Source organism: Amycolatopsis sp., assembly GCF_035276945.1.
GTDB lineage: Bacteria > Actinomycetota > Actinomycetes > Mycobacteriales > Pseudonocardiaceae > Amycolatopsis_E.
The window spans coordinates 1-18031 of record NZ_DATELF010000045.1 but is presented as its reverse complement, the minus strand read 5'-3'; the positions used below and the strand labels follow the sequence as shown (position 1 = coordinate 18031).

Below are 18031 nucleotides of genomic sequence, written 5' to 3'. Positions count from 1 at the left end.
AAGCATCGTCGACCAACACCTGAGACCCGCGTGTGGCTCCGTTCCCACCCATCGTGGGAACGACCCACGAAACGAGCCAACGGCAACGGGCGAGAACCGGAGTCGACCGTTCCATGCTGACTAGAGTCGAGGTAGTGAGTTCCGAACCGATCTGCGTCACCTGCGGCACGCAGTACTCCGCTCCCCGTCCCGACTGCCCGGTCTGCGAGGACGACCGCCAGTGGGTGCCCGCGTCCGGCCAGCAGTGGACGGACCTGGACACGCTACGTGCCGGCGAGTACACCGCGCGCGTGGAGGAACAGGGCCCGGGCGCCATCGGGATCGGCGTCACCCCGCGCTTCGCGATCGGCCAGCGCGCGCTGCTGGTCAGGGCGGAGTCGGGGAACGTGCTCTGGGACTGCTGCGCCTATCTCGACGACGACCTCGTGGCCCGGATCGCCGAACTCGGCGGGCTCACCGGCATCGCGATCAGCCACCCGCACTACTACACGACGATGGTCGAGTGGGCGCACGCGTTCGACGTGCCGGTCTACCTGCATGAGAAGGACAGGCGGTGGATCGGGCGCCCTGATGACGCGTTGCGGCTGTGGAGCGGTGAGACCAGGCAACTGGCCGACGACCTGACGCTGATCAACCTGGGCGTGCACTTCGCCGGCGGCACGGTGCTGCACTGGCCGGGCGGGGAGAACGACCGCGGCGCCCTTTTCACCGGCGACATCGTCCAGGTCAACCCGGATTTGAAGACCGTCAGCTTCATGTACAGCTACCCGAACTTCATCCCGGAACGGCCGGCGGTGGTGCGGCGCGCGGCGGAGATCCTGCGGGGCTACCGGTTCAGCGCGATCTACGGGGCCTGGTGGGACTTCGCCATCCGCCAAAACGCCCATGACGTCGTGCGGCGGTCGGCCAAGCGCTACCTGGACTTCTGTGCGTCATCGCGCTGAGCCACGCGTTGCAGCAGCGGCCGCACCCGCGGCGGGATCGGCGTGGACAGAGCCAGTGCGGTCGACGTCCGCAGCACGTCGGGCACACTGACCACGGCATCGATCACCCGTTGGAGGTCGTCGTGGTCCCGGGCGACCATGCGGGCGAACAGGTCGCCCTGCCCCGTGGTGGCGTGCACCTCGCAGACCTGCTCGATCGCCGACAGCGCCTCGATCACCTGGGCCCGCCTGCCCTGCGCGATCTCCAGCACGGCGAACGCGGTCAGCCCGTAGCCCATCGCGGCCAGGTCCACCTCGGGCGGGAAGCCGCGAAGCACACCTCGCTCGGTGAGCCGGTCGAGCCGGGCCTGCACGGTGCCCCGGGCGACGCCTAGCCGCCGGGCGCATTCCAGCACGCCGAGCCGGGGCACGTCCGTGAGCAGAAGAAGTAGCCGGGCGTCCAGCGCATCCATTTTGTCCACCTCCGCCCAGCCACCCTGGAGGCCGACTGGTCAATCTGTCCAGTGAAAAGCTCGTCCATTGCCCATCTTGCGCGCCCTGGCGATGCTTATTTGGCGACACTACCGACACGGTCGCGCGCAGACAGTGGAGGAAGGCATGACCAACAGTCTCGACGACGTCACCTACGACCAGTTGCGCCAACTCGTCGGGCTGGTGGACCACGATATTTCGGCCGACCCGTTCCCGGTTCGCGCCGTGGACGCCGTCGTGTTCGTCGCCGGGAACGCGACCCAGACCGCGTGGTTCTACCAGATGGCCTTCGGCATGCGGCTGGTCGCCTATGCCGGACCGGAAACCGACGTAGCCGACCACAAGTCCTTCGTGCTGGAGTCCGGCTCGGCCCGGTTCGTGATCAACGGCGGGGTCCGACCCGGCTCCCCGCTGCTCGACCACCATCGCCGCCACGGCGACGGAGTGGCCGACCTGGCACTCGAAGTGTCCGATGTGGACAAGTGCGTGGCGCACGCGCGGGCGCAGTGCGCGACGATTCTCGAGGAGCCGCACGACGTCTCCGACGAACACGGCGTGGTCCGGCTGGCCGCGATCGCCACCTACGGGGAGACGCGGCATTCGCTGGTCGACCGTTCGCGGTACCACGGGCCGTACCTGCCGGGCTACCAGGCTCGCGAGGGGGGCCGTGCCGTCTGGGAGCGCAACCCCCAGACCCCACCGGGGGGCAAGCCCGCAGACCGCCTGCGCAAGCGGCTGTTCGAGGCGGTCGACCACTGCGTCGGCAATGTCGAACTGGGCAAGATGGACTACTGGGTGGACTGGTACCACCGTGTGATGGGCTTCGTGAACATGGCGGAGTTCATCGGCGACGACATCGCCACCGAATACTCCGCACTGATGAGCAAGGTGGTGTCCAACGGCAACCACCGGGTCAAGTTCCCGCTCAACGAGCCCGCGATCGCGAAGAAGAAGTCACAGATCGACGAGTATCTCGAGTTCTACGGCGGCCCGGGGTGTCAGCACATCGCGCTGGCCACCGACGACATCGTGGGCACCGTGCGCGCGATGCGCGAGGCGGGCGTGGAGTTCCTGAACACCCCGGACTCCTACTACGACGACCCCGAACTGCGTGAGCGGATCGGCGAGGTGCGCGTGCCGATCGAGACGTTGAAGGAGCACCGCATCCTTGTCGACCGTGACGAGGACGGCTACCTGCTGCAGATCTTCACCAAGCCGCTCGGCGACCGCCCCACGGTGTTCTACGAACTGATCGAACGGCACGGCTCCCTGGGCTTCGGCAAGGGAAACTTCAAGGCCCTCTTCGAAGCCATCGAACGCGAGCAGGCACTGCGGGGAAACCTCTGACTGGGACGCTGCTGATCAGCGCTGGGCTAAAAAACCGTGAATCCGGCGCGTTGCAGTTCGGTCGTCAGCTCGGCGCAGTGAGAAGGGCCGCGAGTCTCCAGACTCAGCGACACCTCGACCTCGCCGAGCGCCAGCGCGCCGGAAATCCGGCGGTGCTCGACGTCGAGTACGTTCGCGCCGAGTTCACTGATCCGTGACAGCACGGCCGCGAGCACGCCCGGCCGGTCGGGCACGCGTAGCCGGAGCGCCAGGTAACGCCCGCCCGCGGTCATGCCGTGCCGGATGATCTGCAGCAACAGCAACGGGTCCACGTTGCCGCCGGACAGCACGCCGACGATCGGCGGCCGGAAGGTGCCCCGATGCTGCAGCAGTGCGGCGACCGCGGCCGCACCCGCCGGTTCCACGACGAGCTTCCGGCGCTCCAGACACAGCAGCACGGCCCTGGACAGCGACTCCTCGGTGACAGTGACGACGCCGTCGACCAGGGCGGCCACGTGAGCGAGGGTGATCTCCCCCGGCTGCCCGACCGCGATCCCGTCGGCCATCGTGTGCGGCTCCGGCAACCGCACCGGGTTGCCCCTGGCCAGTGACGGCGGGAGGGCGGCGGCGCCCTCCGCCTGCACGGCGACGACCTTGGCTTCCGGGCGCAGGGCCTTCAGCGCGACCGCGATCCCGGAAACCAGCCCGCCACCGCCGGCGGGCACCAGCACGGTGCCCACGTCGGGGACCTGTTCCAGTAGTTCCAGTCCCACCGTGCCCTGGCCGGCGATCACGTCGGCGTGGTCGAACGGGTGGATGAACACCGCGCCGGTACGCTCCGCGAACGCGACGGCCGCGGCGAGGGTTTCGTCGAACACTTCGCCATGGAGGTGCACGTCGGCGCCGTAACCGTGGGTCGCGGCCAGTTTGGGCAGCGGCACACGGTCCGGCATGAACACCGTCGCCTTCGTGCCCAGCAGCGAGGCGGCCAGCGCCACACCCTGCGCGTGGTTACCCGCGCTCGCCGCGACGACGCCGCGCCCCCGTTCTTCTTCGCTCAGCCCGTGAATCCGCGTGTACGCGCCGCGAATCTTGAACGAGCCAGTACGTTGCAAGTTTTCACATTTGAGATGAATCAAACCGCCGTGAACCCGCTCGAGGTCCCGCGCGTGTTCCATCGGGGTCGCTCGGACGACCCCCTCGAGCAGACCACGCGCCTCGGTGATCTCTTGCAGGCTCACCAGTCGCATAACACGGGATCATGCCACCCGCGCAACGGGGTCCAGGTACCCTGGGACGCGGTCGGCATCGGGAATCAGGAGTAACCATGCGAAGGCGGAACGAAACGGACGACGGCTCTGGCCGGCGCGCCACTCGTTCGGCCGGGGCACTGCCTCTGGTCGCGGCTGTCACCTCGGCACTGGCACTCACCGGAGCCGCGTTCTACACCGTCGACCGGACCGGGTGCGGCGAACCCAGCCAGTACGTGCGCCACGACAACCGGGTCGAACTGGTCGGCGGCTGCGTTGACGCCTCCCAGCTCTCCGGTCTGCAGTCCGTGCCGCATTCCTCGGGTCAGGTCACCGAGTACAGCACCAACTACCGGCCCTGACTCCAGCCCAGCGCGGCGCGAAGGTCGGTGACGAGGTCGCGCACGTCTTCGATCCCGACCGAGAGCCGCACCAGATCCGCGGGTACCTGAAGCAGTGAGCCGCTCGTGCTCGCGTGGGTCATGCGGCCCGGATGCTCGATCAGCGACTCGATCCCGCCCAGGGACTCGGCGAGGATGAACAGCGAGGTCCGCGCGGACATCTCCAGCGCGGCCCGCTCGCCGTCGGCGTGCCGGAACGACACCATGCCGCCGAACCGGCGCATCTGCTTCGCCGCGACCTCGTGGCCGGGGTGCCCGGGCAGGCCCGGGTAGTAGACCTTCGCGACCTTCGGGTGCGCCGCCAGCGTTTCGGCGACGAGCTCGGCGTTGTCGCAGTGCCGTTCCATGCGGACCGCCAACGTCTTGATGCCACGCAGCGTGAGCCACACGTCGAAGGGGCCCGGCACCGCGCCCGCCGCGTTGCGCAGGAAGAACAGCTGCTCGCGCAGCTCGTCTTCGCCGGTGAGCACCGCGCCGCCCACGACGTCGGAGTGCCCGCCGAGATACTTGGTCGTGGAGTGCACGACCACGTCCGCGCCGAGCGCGAGCGGGGTCTGCAGGTACGGGGTCGCGAAGGTGTTGTCCACGACGAGCCGTGCTCCGGCGTCGTGCGCGATGGCGGCCAGCGCGGCGATGTCGGCGATGCCCAGCAGCGGGTTGGAAGGCGACTCGCACCAGATCAGCCTGGTCTCCGGCCGCACCGCGGCCCGCACTCTGTCTACATTGGACAGATCGGCGACGGTGTGCGCGATCCCCCACTGTGCCAGCACCTTGTCGATCAGCCGGAACGTGCCGCCGTAGGCGTCGTTGCCGAGCACGAGGTGGTCGCCCGGCCGCAGCACCGCCCGCAGCACCGCGTCGGACGCGGCCATGCCGGAGGCGAACGCCAGACCGTGCCGTGCGCCCTCCAGCGAGGCCAACTGCTCCTCGAGCGCGGTGCGCGTCGGGTTCGCGGTGCGTGAATACTCGTAGTCACCTTCACGCGTGCCACCCACGCCGTCCTGGGCGTAGGTCGAGGTCTGGTAGATCGGCACGATGACCGCGCCCGTCCGCGGATCGGGCTCCTGACCGGCGTGAATGGCACGAGTCTCGAAACCGAGGTTGTCCATACCCCTAATTTAGGCCTTAGGGGTGACCACCGCCGGGCGGGGTGGCCCATCAGGACCAACCGCTGGTTACCCAGCGTGTGGTGGGTGGTGCGCAGGCCAACACCAACGTCGTAACGGCGGGCGCACAGAGAATCACGACGTAGCCCAGCGGAAGCGCGCTGTCGGCCAGGCCGAGGAAGTGGATCCCGAGCGCGCCCAGCAGGATCACCACCACATACAGCAACAACGCCACCGCCGAACCCACGATCGTGACCGTCCGCCCGAACGGCTTGGCGAGCACCAGCCCGACCCCACCGGTGATCAGCAGCGCGGCCACGGCCAGGTGCAGCACGAAGGTCAGCAGCGCCCGCCCGAGATCGCCGTCGCCGGCCAGCAGCAGCGCGCCCCCGGCCACGCCGATCAGGTGAAACAACCCGCCCAGCAGGGCGAGCACGGCCGCCGGAATGCCAGTGGCGCCGCCACGGGGCTGCTGTGTCACGGGCATCTGCTTACCAGCCCCGCGCCGGCCCACTGTACGGGGGGCCGTAGCCGGCGTCCGGCGGCCGGTAACGCAGGTACCGGAACGTCGACGGCTGCGCGGCCAGCAGGACCACCAGCGGTCCCCCGACGATCCCGCCGATCCGCACGAAGGCCGCGTTCGGCACGAAACGAAAGACCCGGTCGAAGAATTCCACGAACGCGTACGGATGGATCAGCAGGGGTTCGGCCACGACCGCCGCGATCGTGGCGAGCCCGCCGGCCAGCAGCAGTACCGAACCGGCGAGCAGCCGCAAGAAGGTCATCAGCGCGCCGAGGAGCAGCAGTATCGCCGCCCCGAAGTACAACGCGTCCGAGATCTTGGTGTGGTCGGGCAGATCGCTGATGCCGTAGTCGACGAAGTCCGTGATGGGCAGGTAGCCGAGCACTCCGGCCAGGGCGAGGGCAACGAGTCCGCCGAGAACGGCGGTGACGCCACTGGGGGTCCGAGGACCTACCGGTTGCCCGTCGCGCCGCACCGGGGAGCCGAACGGATTCGTCACAACGCCCCCAACGACGATTGCGGGCCGACCAACTTACTGTAGCGGCAGTTTCGTCGTTTTCGGGAAAAAACAACGATGCCCCGGGCGGCCGGGGCATCGTCGGTTCAACTCACCACTGCTGCGGCGGCTGGCCAGGTTGACCGTACTGGCCGGGCCGCTGCCCGAAGCCCGGCGGGGCGACGCCGGGCTGCGGCTGGCCCGGCTGCGGGAAACCGCCGCTACCGGGGTTCGGACCACCCGGCTGCGGGAAACCACCGCTGGACGGCGCACCCGGCTGACCGAACGGAGCCGGCTGACCGAAACCGCCCGGCTGACCGAAGGGCGCCGGCTGACCGAAACCGCCCGGCTGGCCGGGGAACCCGCCCCCGGGTGGGCCACCGAAACCACCGGGACCCGACGGCGAGCCACCGCCCGCGCCGATGAACTGCGCGGTCTGCGGGAAGAACCCGAGGGCGCCGATGACCAGCACGATGATGCCGAGGATCAGGTCGGTGACGATCCGGCCGACGCTGAAGGTGTACTGCGCGCCGAAGATGATCGAGAACAGCAGCAGCAGGAAACCGCCGCCGACCGCCACGAAGTGCGCGAACTTCTGCTTGAGGATGATCAGCACACCGGCCGCCGCGGTGGCCAGCCCGCCCAGGATCAACATGATGAAGTAGAAGATCGCGGCGCCCGGGACCGACGAGGCCTCGGACGCGCTGCCCACCGCGTCTTCACATGTCTGCTTGAGGGTGCCCGAGTACTGGTCGCAGTAGCTCGACGACGCGCTGGCGGCACTGCCCGCATCCGTCCACACCGTGAGCGTGAGGATCGCGGTGAGCAAGCCGATCACGATCAGCGCGCCCGCGGCGATCCAGGCGAACAGCTGGGCGTTGCCACCGGCACCACCACCCGGCGCGCCGTAACCGCCCGGAGCGCCGAAGCCGGGAGGCGGGCCACCGAAACCACCCGGCTGGCCCGGTGCACCGAAGCCCTGCTGCGGCTGCTGACCGAACTGCCCCGGCTGCTGCGGCGGAAACCCGCCCGGCTGGCCGAAACCCTGCGGGGGCTGCTGGCCGAACGCGCCCGGGTTGTCCGCGGCGCTCGGGGGCGGGGCGTACGGGATCGCGGGTTGCATCCCCGGGGGGACCAGTTGCGTCGCCTCACCCTGTCCCTCCTGCGCCTGGCCAGGTTGAACCACCTGGGTCGGCTCGGGGGTGTCGCCGAAGCCACCGCTTTGGGGCGGTGCCTGTCCGGGCTGAACCACCTGGGTCGGCTCCGACGAAGCGAACGGGTTGTCCTGTTGCGGCTGGGGACCACTCGGCGGGCCCTGCGGTGGCTGGCCGCCACCCCAGGGCTGGTTCGGTGGCTGCGGAGCGCTCATGTGGGTCTTGAACCCCCTTGAAGAGACAGACGTACTACTGGCGGCACACGCTATCGGATACGGTACGCCCCCGCTCGTAACGGCCTGGGCGGATTGAGCGATGTGATACAGCCTTTAGCTTCTGCGACCTGCCATGAACGCGAGAAGGTCGTGCCGCGTTACCACGCCTGCGGGCTTACCGTCAATGAGTACGAGCGAGCCATCGGCATCGGCAAGCGCTTTCAGTGCAGCGCTTACCGGTTCGCTGGCACCGATCGTGGGCAGTGGCGGTGACATGTGCCTATCCAGCCGGTCGGACGGCGCGGCCCGGCCGGTGAACAGGGCGTCCAGCAGGTCACGCTCGTTGACCGCGCCCACCACCTCCGCGGCCATCACCGGCGGTTCGGCACTGACCACCGGCATCTGGCTCACGCCGAACTCGGACAGGATCGCGACCGCTTCCCCGACCGTCTCGTTGGGATGGGTGTGGACCAGGTCGGGCAGCGACCCGGTCTTCGCCCTGAGCACGTCGCCGACGATCGCGCCGGAGGTGTCCGGCGGCAGGAAGCCGAAGGACGACATCCACTGGTCGTTGAACACCTTACCCAGGTAGCCGCGGCCGCCATCGGGCAGCAACACGACGACCACGTCGTCCGGGCCGAGCCGGCTCGCCAGCCGCAGCGCCGCCGCGACCGCCATCCCACAGGACCCGCCGACCAGCAGCCCTTCCTCGAGCGCGAGCCTTCGGGTGAACTGGAACGACTCGGCGTCGGAGATCGCGATGATCTCGTCCGGGATCGACGAATCGTAGGTCTGCGGCCAGAAGTCCTCGCCGACGCCTTCGACCAGGTAGGGACGGCCGGTACCGCCCGAGTAGACCGAGCCCTCGGGGTCCGCGCCGACGACCTTGACCCGGCCCGACGAGACCTCCTTGAGGTACTTGCCGGTGCCCGAGATGGTCCCGCCGGTGCCGACACCGGCGACGAAATGCGTGATCCGGCCGTCGGTCTGCCGCCAGATCTCGGGTCCGGTCGAGTGGTAGTGGCTGGCCGGGTTCTCCGGATTGGCGTACTGGTTGGGCTTCCAGGCGCCGTCGATCTCCCGCACGAGCCGGTCGGACACGGAGTAATAGGAGTCCGGGTGCTCCGGCGGCACCGCGGTCGGGCAGACGACCACCCGGGCACCGTAGGCCTTGAGCACGTTGCGCTTGTCCTCACTGACCTTGTCCGGGCAGACGAACACGCACTTGTAGCCCTTGCGCTGGGCGACCATGGCCAGGCCGACACCGGTGTTGCCCGAGGTCGGCTCCACGATCGTGCCCCCGGGCGGCAGTTCGCCCGCGGCTTCGGCGGCCTCCACCATGCGCAGCGCGATCCGGTCCTTCACACTGCCACCGGGGTTGAGGTACTCGACCTTGACCAGCACGAGAGGCGCCAGCCCCTCCGTGAGCGAGTTCAGCTTGACCAGCGGGGTGTCGCCCACGAGGTCGACCACGTGCTCGGCGTATTCCATAGGTTGTGACCTGCAGTTTCTGATTGAACGCGGGTTTTCGGTGCTGCCAGTCTAGGCAACTGTTTTCCCTGGTCACCGCATAGCGGCAAGCGGGTGACTCCGCACCAGGCCGGGATCATTCCCCTGCCTGGTCGTTACTGTTTCGCGACATGATCGCGCACGTCGACGAGTCCGGCGTCCGCCTGCACGACGGTCGGCGCCTCCATGTGGTCGCGGCCGTGCCCACCTCCACCGAAGCTCACCGACGTGCTCACCACGCTCCAGGTCAAGCCCGATGTGCCGCGGCACTACCGCAACCAACAGCCGGAACGGCGGGTGCTCGTCGCCGAGGCCATCGCTGCCGCGTCACCGCACGGCTCGATCCTGCTCACCACGACCACAACCGATGGCGGGCGGGAAGACGCCCGCCGCGTTCTGCTGTGCGAGCTGTCCCCCCGCCTGGAGCACGTCGAGCAGGTCCGCGAGGTCGTGCTGGAGAGTCGAGGTAACGGCGACCGTCACGATCGTCGTTCCCGTGGCCGGCTACGGCGATCCCGCCAGATCATTGCGCTGCGGTCGAGCACGGCCCGAAATCGTTGCCGCTGTCGTGGCCGGCGGGCTGGATCGCGTCGGCCTATGTCGCCGCGCACCACCACAGCGACAGGGAAGCGTGGGAGATCATCGCCAGTGCGCACCTGATCGACATCGCGACCGTACCCCAGACGGGGTGAAGCCGGAGGTCCCGAATTTCCTCGGGCACGTTCCCCGGCTCACTTCCGGCCGCATCCGCGGATCGGCCAGCTTCAAGATCACTGTACCCCTTACTCAGCTCCAGGTGACCCCACGGGTGCACAGTGTTCACAGTGTTCACAGTGTTAGAGCGTTAGAGCCCTTTCCCGGGCAACGTGGACCTGAACCGCCCAGCCGGATCACCCGAGTAGCCGTCTTCGCGCTATGCCTGTGGCCGCGACGACGACTACCAACAGTACGTTCGCGACCTGCGGGCCGGCACTGGCCGCTGACCGAATCGAGCCCGCCGCACCCGCCGCGGAAGACCGAACAAAGTGAGCTCTCCCAGCCGCACACTTCACATCAGGGACGGGAAAACTAGACTGCCACTAAGCATGCGCTTACCCCTGTCTGGGGGTGCGACTCCCAGACCCCTTCCCGAAGGAGCGTCCGTCATGCCAGAAGCCGTAATCGTGTCCGCCGCCCGCTCGCCGATAGGGCGGGCCAACAAGGGGTCGCTGGTGAGCACGCGCCCGGACGACCTGGCGGTGCAGATGGTGCGGGCCGCGCTGGACAAGGTTCCCCAGCTGGACCCGGCCGACATCGACGACCTGATGCTCGGCTGCGGGCTCCCCGGCGGCGAGTCCGGCTTCAACATGGGCCGGGTGGTGGCGGTACAGCTCGGCTACGACCACCTGCCCGGTTGCACGATCACCCGTTACTGCTCGTCCAGCCTGCAGACCACCCGCATGGCACTGCACGCGATCAAGGCGGGCGAGGGTGACGTGTTCATCTCCGCCGGAGTCGAGACGGTCTCGCGGTTCGCCAGGGGCAGCTCGGATTCCTGGCCCGACACGCACAACCCACTGTTCGCCGACGCTGAGGCCCGCACCGCCCAGGTCGCCGCGGAGGGCGCCGAAACCTGGACCGACCCGCGCACCGAGGGCAAGGTCCCGGACGTCTACATCACCATGGGCCAGACCGCGGAGTACCTGGCGCGCTTGAAGAACGTCTCCCGGGAGGAGATGGACGAATTCGGGGTGCGCTCGCAGAACCTCGCGGAGAAGGCGATCGCCAACGGGTTCTGGGCCAAGGACATCACGCCGGTGACCCTGCCCGACGGCACCGTGGTCAGCAAGGACGACGGCCCGCGCCCCGGGGTGACCCTGGAGGCGGTTTCCCAGCTGAAACCGGTGTTCCGCCCGGACGGCCGGGTGACCGCCGGAAACTGTTGCCCGCTCAACGACGGCGCGGCGGCGCTGGTCATCATGTCCGACACGAAGGCGAAGGAACTGGGCATCACGCCGCTGGCCAGGATCGTGTCGACCGGTGTCTCGGGGCTGTCGCCGGAGATTATGGGCTACGGCCCGGTCGAGGCGTCCCAGCAGGCGCTGCGCCGCGCCGGAATGTCCATTTCGGACATGGACCTGGTGGAGATCAACGAGGCCTTCGCCGCCCAGGTCATTCCGTCCTACCAGGATCTCGGTATCGAGGTGGACCGGCTGAACGTCAACGGTGGCGCGATCGCGGTCGGCCACCCGTTCGGGATGACCGGCGCCCGCATCACCACCACGCTGATCAACTCGCTCCAGCACCACGACAAGCAGTTCGGGCTGGAGACCATGTGCGTCGGGGGCGGCCAGGGCATGGCGATGGTCCTCGAGCGGCTGAGCTGACGAAACCGGGGCCGCCGGACCGGCCGGCGGCCCCGGTTCCCGGGCACGTCAGGTGGAACTGTTGTTCTTCTTCTTGCCGCACAGGGTGGTCGGCGGCTGCGGGTAGACGATCGCGCCGTCGGCCTCCGTGCCGTCGCAGGCCGACTCACTCGCCGTGCCGTCGACCACCTTGACGAATTCCGCCTCGGCCGTGGGGTCGGTACACGCCACCCGCTGGTAACCCTTGGTGCTGCTGGTGATGTTGCTGAAGCAGTCGCCCTGCTTCGCGTTGATCATCAGACACAGCTTGTAGGAGTACTTGCCGGAGACGGAGTAGTGGTCGTAGACGTCGTCACCGGGGCAGCTGGCGCTGGCGCTGTCCAGCCGGAGAGCGACCTTCACGTTCGCCGACGGGTCACCGCAGTCGACCTTGGTCGGCGAGTCGCCACCCCTGGAGAAGTCCGTGATGCTCAGACAGTCGCCCGCGGAAGCGCTGCCCGGCGACTTCGTGAAGAAAAAGACGGCGGTGATCGCGAGCCCGATCACCACGACGATCACGAGGGTGATCCGTAGCCAGGTGAATTTCTTCCGCTGACCGACCGGCTGGCCCGGCGGCGGGCCGAACGGCTGCCCCGGCGGCATTCCCGGCTGTGCCGGTGGCATTCCCGGTTGCCCCGGGGGCGTTCCTGGCGGCGTGCCCGGTGGCGGGCCGTACGGGGTCTGGCCGACGTACGGGGCGCCGTACGGGGCGGCGGGCGCCGGCTGAGCCCCGGGAAAGCCGGGTTGACCACCGGGCGGGGTGCCGTAGGGCTGCCCGGGTTGCGGGGGAACGCTCACACGAACCTCACACCTGTGAAAGACGAATGTGGAGGTCTCATCCAACACGGTGTGATCAGCGGACGGGCAGGCACCCCATCGAAAGAGTGAACAGCAAGACAGAGGACGCCCGGTTGATTACCGAGCGTCCTCATGCCGTCGCGAGTTGCCCATTCGCGTGCCGCGAGTTCCCCCGACTCGAAGGGGACCGCACGATTACCTGGGCAACCTCCTATGACGAGGCGCTAGTCGTTTTGGAGATACGACAGCAGTCGCAGGATCTCCAGGTACAGCCAGACCAGCGTGGTCATCAGACCGAACGCGGCGAACCACGCCCACTTCGCCGGCATGCCCTCGCGGATCATGCGGTCGGCCATGTCGAAGTCGAGCAGGAAGTTGAACGCCGCGATCCCGATCACCACGAGGCTGAAGATGATCGCGAGCGTCCCACCGTCCCGCAGGCCCATGTTCACGCCGAAGAAGCCGAGCAGCAGATTGACGAGCATCAGGATGACCACGCCCGCGGTCGCCCCGATGATCCACTTGGTCAGCCGCGGGGTGACCTTCACCGCGCCGGTCCGGTAGACCACCAGCATCGCGATGAACACCCCGGCGGTACCGAGGATCGCCTGCAGCACGATGCCCGACCACAGATATTCGAAGATGCCGCTGATGGCGCCGAGGAAGACACCCTCGGCCGCCGAGTAGATCAGCGTCATCGGCCCGCTCGGCTTCTGACGGAAGATCATCACCAGCGACAGCCCGAAGCCGACCAGCATCGAGACGACCAGCACGCCGACGACGGACCCGAGCGTGCGAGCCTCCGCCTGGCCGATCGCCCAGATTCCGGTGAGCACGCCGGTGATCAGCGCGGTGCCCAGGGACAGCCCGGTCTTGATGACGACGTCGTCCACGGTCATCGGCCGGTCGCCGGCCCCGGACGGTGCCTGCGGCATGCCGTACCCCGGCCCGCCGCCCAGCGGTTGGTTGAAACCTACGTTCGGCCCGTACTGGCCTTGTCCCGCGCCACCGATCGGCAAGTTGCGGAACGCGGGGTTGCTTGTGGATCGCACCTGATCCTCCTGGATCTACTGGCACCTGCATCAGGTCCAACGGCGTGGGCCGCCGACCAGTTCCCGGTCAAGTAAAGATGACTTTACCCATGGCGCGTCGAAGATACGTAATTCGGGCGATTGCCGGAACACGCTGCCAAGACGACGCTCACAGGACGTGGCTGCTCGGTCACTATGATCCTACTGAGGGGCTGTCATGCTGAAGAGCTTCCCCGCCGAAGGTGGACGAAGAACACTGGCTCGAGTGCTGAGCGTGGTGGCCGCGGCCACTTTGGGCGCGTTCGCGCTGGTCACCGTCGCGGCCCCGGCCGAAGCGGCGTTCAAGGAGCAGACGGGCCTGCAGGCGCGACCGGGCCAGCCCTACGGCGGCTCGACCCGCGAGGACAAATACGACTGGCTGGGCTCCTATTTGGTCGACGGCAAGCAGGTGTTCTGCGTCAACTACGCGCTCAAGGAGCCGGACACCGACGAGAAGTACGTCAACAACGACGTGCTCAAGACGAAATGGGGCGAGGACCTGCCCGCGGACGTCGCCGCCAACATCTCCTACCTCCTGCTGCGCTATGGCGACACAACGGACAATGACAAGGCCGCCGCGCTCGCGCACCTGCTGCACTCATGGACCGCCGCACCCCGCCCGGGCAAGGACGATCTCAACCCCAACAGGAGCTTCAAGGACGTCGGCTACGACGCGCCCTTCCACTTCGACCACCTGCCCACGACCGCCGCGAAACAGGCGGTGGCCGAGCTGACCGCGGACGCCGAGGCCAACCGCGGGCCGTGGACGGCCGAGGTCACCGCGCCGAAGGACGCCCAGACCATCGGCACCGCCGCCGACTGGACCATCAAGGTGCGCAACGCCAAGGGCAAGGGCGTCACGAAGGCGCCGGTGACCGTCGAGATCACCGACGGCGCACTCGACGACGGCACCACCAGGACCAAGGTCACCACCAATGCCGACGGAACCGCGAGCGTCCGCGTGACGGCCACCGGCACGAACCCGAAGGTGGCGATCACCCTGTCCGCACCCGCCGAGCAACCTCGCGTGCAGATCCCCGCCCCCGACCGCGGCGACGTCCAGCGGGTCGTGGCCACCGGCGGGGAACGACAACTGACCGCGCAGGGCGGCACCACCGCGCGGAACAAGCCGGGCGCGGTGCGAATCACCAAGCTGGATGCCAAGAGCGGCAAGGGAATTCCGGGTGTCCAGTTGCGGGTGACCGGCAAGGACAAGACCTCCGCCGCGACGGGTCAGGACGGCAAGGTGCTCACCGGTTCCGACGGCAAGCCGGTCGTGGTGGCCACCGCCGGCGACGAAGGCAAGGCGACCGTGGAGAACCTGCGGACGCCGCAGGAGATCTGCGTTGTAGAGGTGAGCCCTCCGGACGGCTACGACAAGGCGTTCGACCCGGCCAACCCGCCCGCGGCGTGCGGCACCGTCCAGCCCGGCGAGACGCTCGCGCTCGCCGTGTCCAATGTGCCCAACGAGGTGCCGACGGCGATCCCGGCCGGTGCGGCACCGCCGTCGATCACCGTGCGGGGCGCGACCACCACGATCACCTCGCCCGCCGGGTTCGCCACGATGGGCGGGTTGGCGCTGCTCGGTTCGGCACTGGTCGGCTTCTTGGCACGGCGTCGGTTGGGGAAGTAATCGATGCTCTCGAGGCGCGGCGGAAGGAGGTTGGCCGGGGCCTACCTCCTGGGCGCCGGAAGCGTGCTGGCGGTGCAAGGGCTGCTCGCCACGATCCTGCTGTGGCCACCGACGAACACGGTGGACGGCAGCCCGCACACCGCCGCGGTCGCCGCGGACCGCGTTGCCGCCACCGAAGAACCGGTTCCGGCACCGGCGCGAACCACCACCGAACCGCCACCTGTGGTGACCCCGGCCGAAAGGACCGAGCCCGCGGCAGCCACGCAGACCACTCAGGCGCAGGCCCCGGGCACGGTCCGGTTACCCGGCGGCAGTGTCGCTCACCTGGTACGGCAGGACGTGGTCGACGGGGTCCTGCCCGTACCGCAACGGCTCGACCAGGCCGCGTGGTGGGGCGCCGCCCTGGCCGCGCAGCGCGGAGCCACCGTGCTCGCTGGTCACGTCAACTGGGGTGGCCGGACGGGTCCGTTCGCGGAACTGTGGACGGCGCGGATCGGCCAGGCGGTGACCGTGGTGGACGGCGGCGGAAAGCTTTCGTCCTACCGGATCTCCCAGCTGTTCAGCCTCCAGAAGGACGAGCTGCCGCAACGCGCCGGCGAATTGTTCGCGCAGACCGGTGCGCACCGGCTGGTGCTGGTCACCTGCGGCGGCGAGTGGGTCGGGGGCGAACAGGGCTACGCCGAGAACCGCGTGGTCGTCGCCGACGTGACCTAGTGCCGGGCGGTACAGCACAATATGGCGCATGGCCGGTTATCTCGTCACGGGCGCGACCGGATTGATCGGGCGCCAGTTCACCAGGCTGCTGCTCGAGGCAGAAGACACCGAGCGGGTGTACCTCCTGGTCCGCGAGTCGTCGAGGGAGCGGCTCGCGAGCCTGGTGAGCGGCTGGCCCAACCCCGGCCGGGTCACGCTGGTGCTCGGCGACCTGTCCGCGGAACGGCTCGGGGTCACCGACGAGATCCGTGACGAGCTGCGCGGCAACGTCGACCACCTCGTGCACCTCGCCGCCCTGTACGACATCACCGCGGACGACGAGACCAGCATCAAGGCCAATGTGGACGGCACGAGGAACGTGATCGAACTCTCCGCCGACATCCGGGCCGGCTGTCTGCACCACGTGTCCTCGGTCGCGGTGGCCGGGGACCATGACGGCGTTTTCACCGAGGACATGTTCGACGTGGGCCAGCGCCTGCCCACCGCCTACCACCGCACGAAGTTCGAGGCCGAGCGCCTGATCCGCGAGCAGCACGACGTGCCGTGGCGGGTGTACCGGCCGGCGGTGGTGGTCGGGCACTCCGAAACCGGTGAGACGGACAAGATCGACGGTCCCTACTACCTGTTCCCCGCGATCGACAAGCTGCGGCGGCTACCGAACGTGCCGCTGCCCGGAGCCGACCTCGGCGACACGAACATCGTTCCGGTGGACTACGTGGCCAAGGCGCTGCTGGCGCTGGTCACCAGGCCGGGATTCGACTTCACCGCGTTCCACCTGGTGAGTCCCGAACCCCAGTCAGTGGCATGCGTTTACAACGCGTTCGCCCGCGCGGCCGGGGCGCCGACGATCGGCTTCGAACTCGACCGGCGTCTTTCCGGCGGACTCCTGAAGCTGGTGAAGCTGAGCGAACACCTGCCAGGGGCCACGCTCGTCCGCGACGCTTTCCTGGAACGCCTCGGCATTCCGCCGGTGCTGCTGGAGAACACCACGTTCCCGTCGGTGTTCGCCTCGGCGGCGACCCGGCGCGTGCTCGCGGGCAGCGGTATCGACGTGCCGAGGATCGAGGACTACGCCGACGCGCTGTGGCGCTACTGGCGCGAGCACCTCGACCCGTTCCGGGCCCGCGCGCACGGTGCGCGCGGCGAACTCGACGGTCGTCGCGTGATCATCACCGGCGCGTCCTCCGGTATCGGCCGCGCCACCGCGCTCAAGGTGGCCGCCGAGGGCGGCGTCCCGTTGCTCGTCGCCCGGCGGCAGGCCGAACTCGAGGAGGTACGCGACGAGATCATCGCGGCGGGCGGGTCGGCGTCGGTGTACCCGGTCGACCTGACCGACTCCGAAGCCGTGTCGAAGGCCGTCAAGCAGATGGTCGACGAGCACGGCCGGATCGACATGCTGGTCAACAACGCGGGCCGGTCGATCCGCCGGTCGATCAAGCTGTCGTTCGACCGGTTCCACGACTACGAGCGCGCGATGGCGATCAACTACTTCGGTGCGGTCCGCCTGATTCTGGCCTTGTTGCCGCATATGACCGAACGGCGGTTCGGGCACATCGTGAACGTGTCGTCGATCGGCGTGCAGGGCATCGCGCCGCGGTTCTCCGCCTACGTCGCGTCCAAGGCGGCCCTGGACTACTTCAGCAAGATCGCCGCGACCGAGACGCACGGCGCCGGGATCACGTTCACCACCGTGCACATGCCGCTGGTGCGCACCCCGATGATCCGGCCGACCAAGATCTACGACGCGTTCCCGACCAAGTCGCCGGACCAGGCGGCGGACCTGGTGATGGAGGCGCTTCTCAAGCGCCCCAAGCACATCGGCACGCCGACCGGGTTCGCCATCCAGACCGCCTACGCCGTCGCGCCGGGTCTGGTGGACGCGATCGCCTACCAGGCCTACCGGGTCTTCCCCGACTCGACCGCGGCCGGCGGCCAGGGTCGCGTTCGGCTCGGCAAGGGCGAGCGCCACCTGTCCGCGGCCGCCACCGCACTGGCCCGGCTGACGCGCGGCTTCCACTGGTGAGAAAAGGCAGGTGA

At 68.7% G+C, this 18031-nt stretch carries 18 protein-coding genes; 8 read left to right on the top strand and 10 right to left on the bottom strand.

The genetic code is table 11. The annotated features are described in order from the left end of the window. The first annotated feature begins 134 nt into the window (after window positions 1–134). Entirely contained in the window at window positions 135–944 is an 810-nt protein-coding gene (locus tag VJT49_RS06005) for an MBL fold metallo-hydrolase (protein WP_324163691.1), read from the top strand. Here the strand turns inward: VJT49_RS06005 and VJT49_RS06000 are convergent. Beyond that, window positions 914–1396, bottom strand: coding sequence for an Lrp/AsnC family transcriptional regulator (locus tag VJT49_RS06000; protein ID WP_324163690.1), 483 nt, complete (start codon window positions 1394–1396; stop codon window positions 914–916). The two genes, VJT49_RS06005 and VJT49_RS06000, sit on opposite strands and share 31 nt — an antisense overlap. Window positions 1397–1541: 145 nt before the next feature. On the opposite strand from VJT49_RS06000, the gene hppD reads away from it, so the two are divergent. After that, window positions 1542–2762 carry a 4-hydroxyphenylpyruvate dioxygenase gene (hppD, locus tag VJT49_RS05995; RefSeq protein ID WP_324163689.1) on the top strand — a complete coding sequence of 407 codons (1221 nt, stop codon included), beginning with the start codon at window positions 1542–1544 and terminating at the stop codon, window positions 2760–2762. A 26-nt stretch (window positions 2763–2788) separates the two neighbouring features. On the opposite strand, the gene ilvA is transcribed toward hppD, so the two are convergent. Further along, window positions 2789–3991, bottom strand: coding sequence for a threonine ammonia-lyase (gene ilvA / locus VJT49_RS05990; RefSeq protein ID WP_324163688.1), 1203 nt, complete (start codon window positions 3989–3991; stop codon window positions 2789–2791). 77 nt (window positions 3992–4068) lie between these two features. Here ilvA and VJT49_RS05985 point away from each other — a divergent pair, with 77 nt between their 5' ends. Further along, a complete protein-coding gene (locus tag VJT49_RS05985) occupies window positions 4069–4353 on the top strand; it encodes a hypothetical protein (RefSeq protein WP_324163687.1) in 285 nt (94 codons plus the stop codon). Here VJT49_RS05985 and VJT49_RS05980 read toward each other — a convergent pair. The 6 genes from VJT49_RS05980 to VJT49_RS05955 form a co-directional block, all read right to left on the bottom strand. After that, on the bottom strand, window positions 4341–5501 hold the full coding sequence (locus VJT49_RS05980; RefSeq protein ID WP_324163686.1) for a cystathionine gamma-synthase: 1161 nt from the start codon (window positions 5499–5501) through the stop codon (window positions 4341–4343). The genes VJT49_RS05985 and VJT49_RS05980 overlap by 13 nt on opposite strands. 49 nt (window positions 5502–5550) lie before the next feature. Beyond that, window positions 5551–5979 carry a hypothetical protein gene (locus tag VJT49_RS05975; protein ID WP_324163685.1) on the bottom strand — a complete coding sequence of 143 codons (429 nt, stop codon included), beginning with the start codon at window positions 5977–5979 and terminating at the stop codon, window positions 5551–5553. A 10-nt stretch (window positions 5980–5989) separates the two neighbouring features. Then, complete coding sequence (locus tag VJT49_RS05970; protein ID WP_324163684.1) at window positions 5990–6520, bottom strand: hypothetical protein; 531 nt, start codon at window positions 6518–6520, stop codon at window positions 5990–5992. A 109-nt stretch (window positions 6521–6629) separates the two neighbouring features. Next, the gene (locus VJT49_RS05965; RefSeq protein WP_324163683.1) at window positions 6630–7886 is read right to left on the bottom strand and encodes a hypothetical protein; all 1257 of its coding nucleotides are present in this window, start codon (window positions 7884–7886) and stop codon (window positions 6630–6632) included. A gap of 114 nt (window positions 7887–8000) precedes the next feature. Then, on the bottom strand, window positions 8001–9377 hold the full coding sequence (locus VJT49_RS05960; protein WP_324163682.1) for a cystathionine beta-synthase: 1377 nt from the start codon (window positions 9375–9377) through the stop codon (window positions 8001–8003). Window positions 9378–9722: 345 nt separating this feature from the next. Next, window positions 9723–9878 carry a hypothetical protein gene (locus VJT49_RS05955; protein WP_324163681.1) on the bottom strand — a complete coding sequence of 52 codons (156 nt, stop codon included), beginning with the start codon at window positions 9876–9878 and terminating at the stop codon, window positions 9723–9725. Window positions 9879–9952: 74 nt separating this feature from the next. Here VJT49_RS05955 and VJT49_RS05950 point away from each other — a divergent pair, with 74 nt between their 5' ends. After that, window positions 9953–10087 carry a hypothetical protein gene (locus VJT49_RS05950; protein ID WP_324163680.1) on the top strand — a complete coding sequence of 45 codons (135 nt, stop codon included), beginning with the start codon at window positions 9953–9955 and terminating at the stop codon, window positions 10085–10087. Window positions 10088–10540: 453 nt separating this feature from the next. Continuing rightward, window positions 10541–11761 carry an acetyl-CoA C-acetyltransferase gene (locus tag VJT49_RS05945; RefSeq protein WP_324163679.1) on the top strand — a complete coding sequence of 407 codons (1221 nt, stop codon included), beginning with the start codon at window positions 10541–10543 and terminating at the stop codon, window positions 11759–11761. 48 nt (window positions 11762–11809) lie between these two features. On the opposite strand, the gene VJT49_RS05940 is transcribed toward VJT49_RS05945, so the two are convergent. Beyond that, complete coding sequence (locus tag VJT49_RS05940; RefSeq protein ID WP_324163678.1) at window positions 11810–12577, bottom strand: LppU/SCO3897 family protein; 768 nt, start codon at window positions 12575–12577, stop codon at window positions 11810–11812. Window positions 12578–12801: 224 nt separating this feature from the next. Further along, window positions 12802–13629: a Bax inhibitor-1/YccA family protein gene (locus tag VJT49_RS05935; RefSeq protein ID WP_324163677.1), complete on the bottom strand. Its 828-nt coding sequence runs from the start codon at window positions 13627–13629 to the stop codon at window positions 12802–12804. 196 nt (window positions 13630–13825) lie between these two features. On the opposite strand from VJT49_RS05935, the gene VJT49_RS05930 reads away from it, so the two are divergent. Genes VJT49_RS05930 through VJT49_RS05920 form a run of 3 tightly spaced genes read left to right on the top strand, consistent with a single transcriptional unit; the run spans window position 13826 to window position 18017 of the window. Beyond that, window positions 13826–15280 (top strand): MSCRAMM family protein, encoded by a 1455-nt coding sequence (locus VJT49_RS05930; RefSeq protein WP_324163676.1) that lies wholly within the window; start codon window positions 13826–13828, stop codon window positions 15278–15280. A gap of 3 nt (window positions 15281–15283) precedes the next feature. Then, window positions 15284–15994, top strand: coding sequence for a class F sortase (locus VJT49_RS05925; RefSeq protein ID WP_324163675.1), 711 nt, complete (start codon window positions 15284–15286; stop codon window positions 15992–15994). 28 nt (window positions 15995–16022) lie between these two features. Continuing rightward, window positions 16023–18017 carry an SDR family oxidoreductase gene (locus tag VJT49_RS05920; RefSeq protein ID WP_324163674.1) on the top strand — a complete coding sequence of 665 codons (1995 nt, stop codon included), beginning with the start codon at window positions 16023–16025 and terminating at the stop codon, window positions 18015–18017. Window positions 18018–18031: the final 14 nt, after the last annotated feature.

Bases quoted from the DNA above. Each gene is read 5' to 3' on its own strand.
- VJT49_RS06000 (WP_324163690.1), bottom strand. From the start codon at position 1,396: ATGGATGCGCTGGACGCCCGGCTACTTCTTCTGCTCACGGACGTGCCC.
- hppD (WP_324163689.1), top strand. From the start codon at position 1,542: ATGACCAACAGTCTCGACGACGTCACCTACGACCAGTTGCGCCAACTC.
- ilvA (WP_324163688.1), bottom strand. From the start codon at position 3,991: ATGCGACTGGTGAGCCTGCAAGAGATCACCGAGGCGCGTGGTCTGCTC.
- VJT49_RS05985 (WP_324163687.1), top strand. From the start codon at position 4,069: ATGCGAAGGCGGAACGAAACGGACGACGGCTCTGGCCGGCGCGCCACT.
- VJT49_RS05980 (WP_324163686.1), bottom strand. From the start codon at position 5,501: ATGGACAACCTCGGTTTCGAGACTCGTGCCATTCACGCCGGTCAGGAG.
- VJT49_RS05965 (WP_324163683.1), bottom strand. From the start codon at position 7,886: ATGAGCGCTCCGCAGCCACCGAACCAGCCCTGGGGTGGCGGCCAGCCA.
- VJT49_RS05960 (WP_324163682.1), bottom strand. From the start codon at position 9,377: ATGGAATACGCCGAGCACGTGGTCGACCTCGTGGGCGACACCCCGCTG.
- VJT49_RS05945 (WP_324163679.1), top strand. From the start codon at position 10,541: ATGCCAGAAGCCGTAATCGTGTCCGCCGCCCGCTCGCCGATAGGGCGG.
- VJT49_RS05930 (WP_324163676.1), top strand. From the start codon at position 13,826: ATGCTGAAGAGCTTCCCCGCCGAAGGTGGACGAAGAACACTGGCTCGA.
- VJT49_RS05925 (WP_324163675.1), top strand. From the start codon at position 15,284: ATGCTCTCGAGGCGCGGCGGAAGGAGGTTGGCCGGGGCCTACCTCCTG.
- VJT49_RS05920 (WP_324163674.1), top strand. From the start codon at position 16,023: ATGGCCGGTTATCTCGTCACGGGCGCGACCGGATTGATCGGGCGCCAG.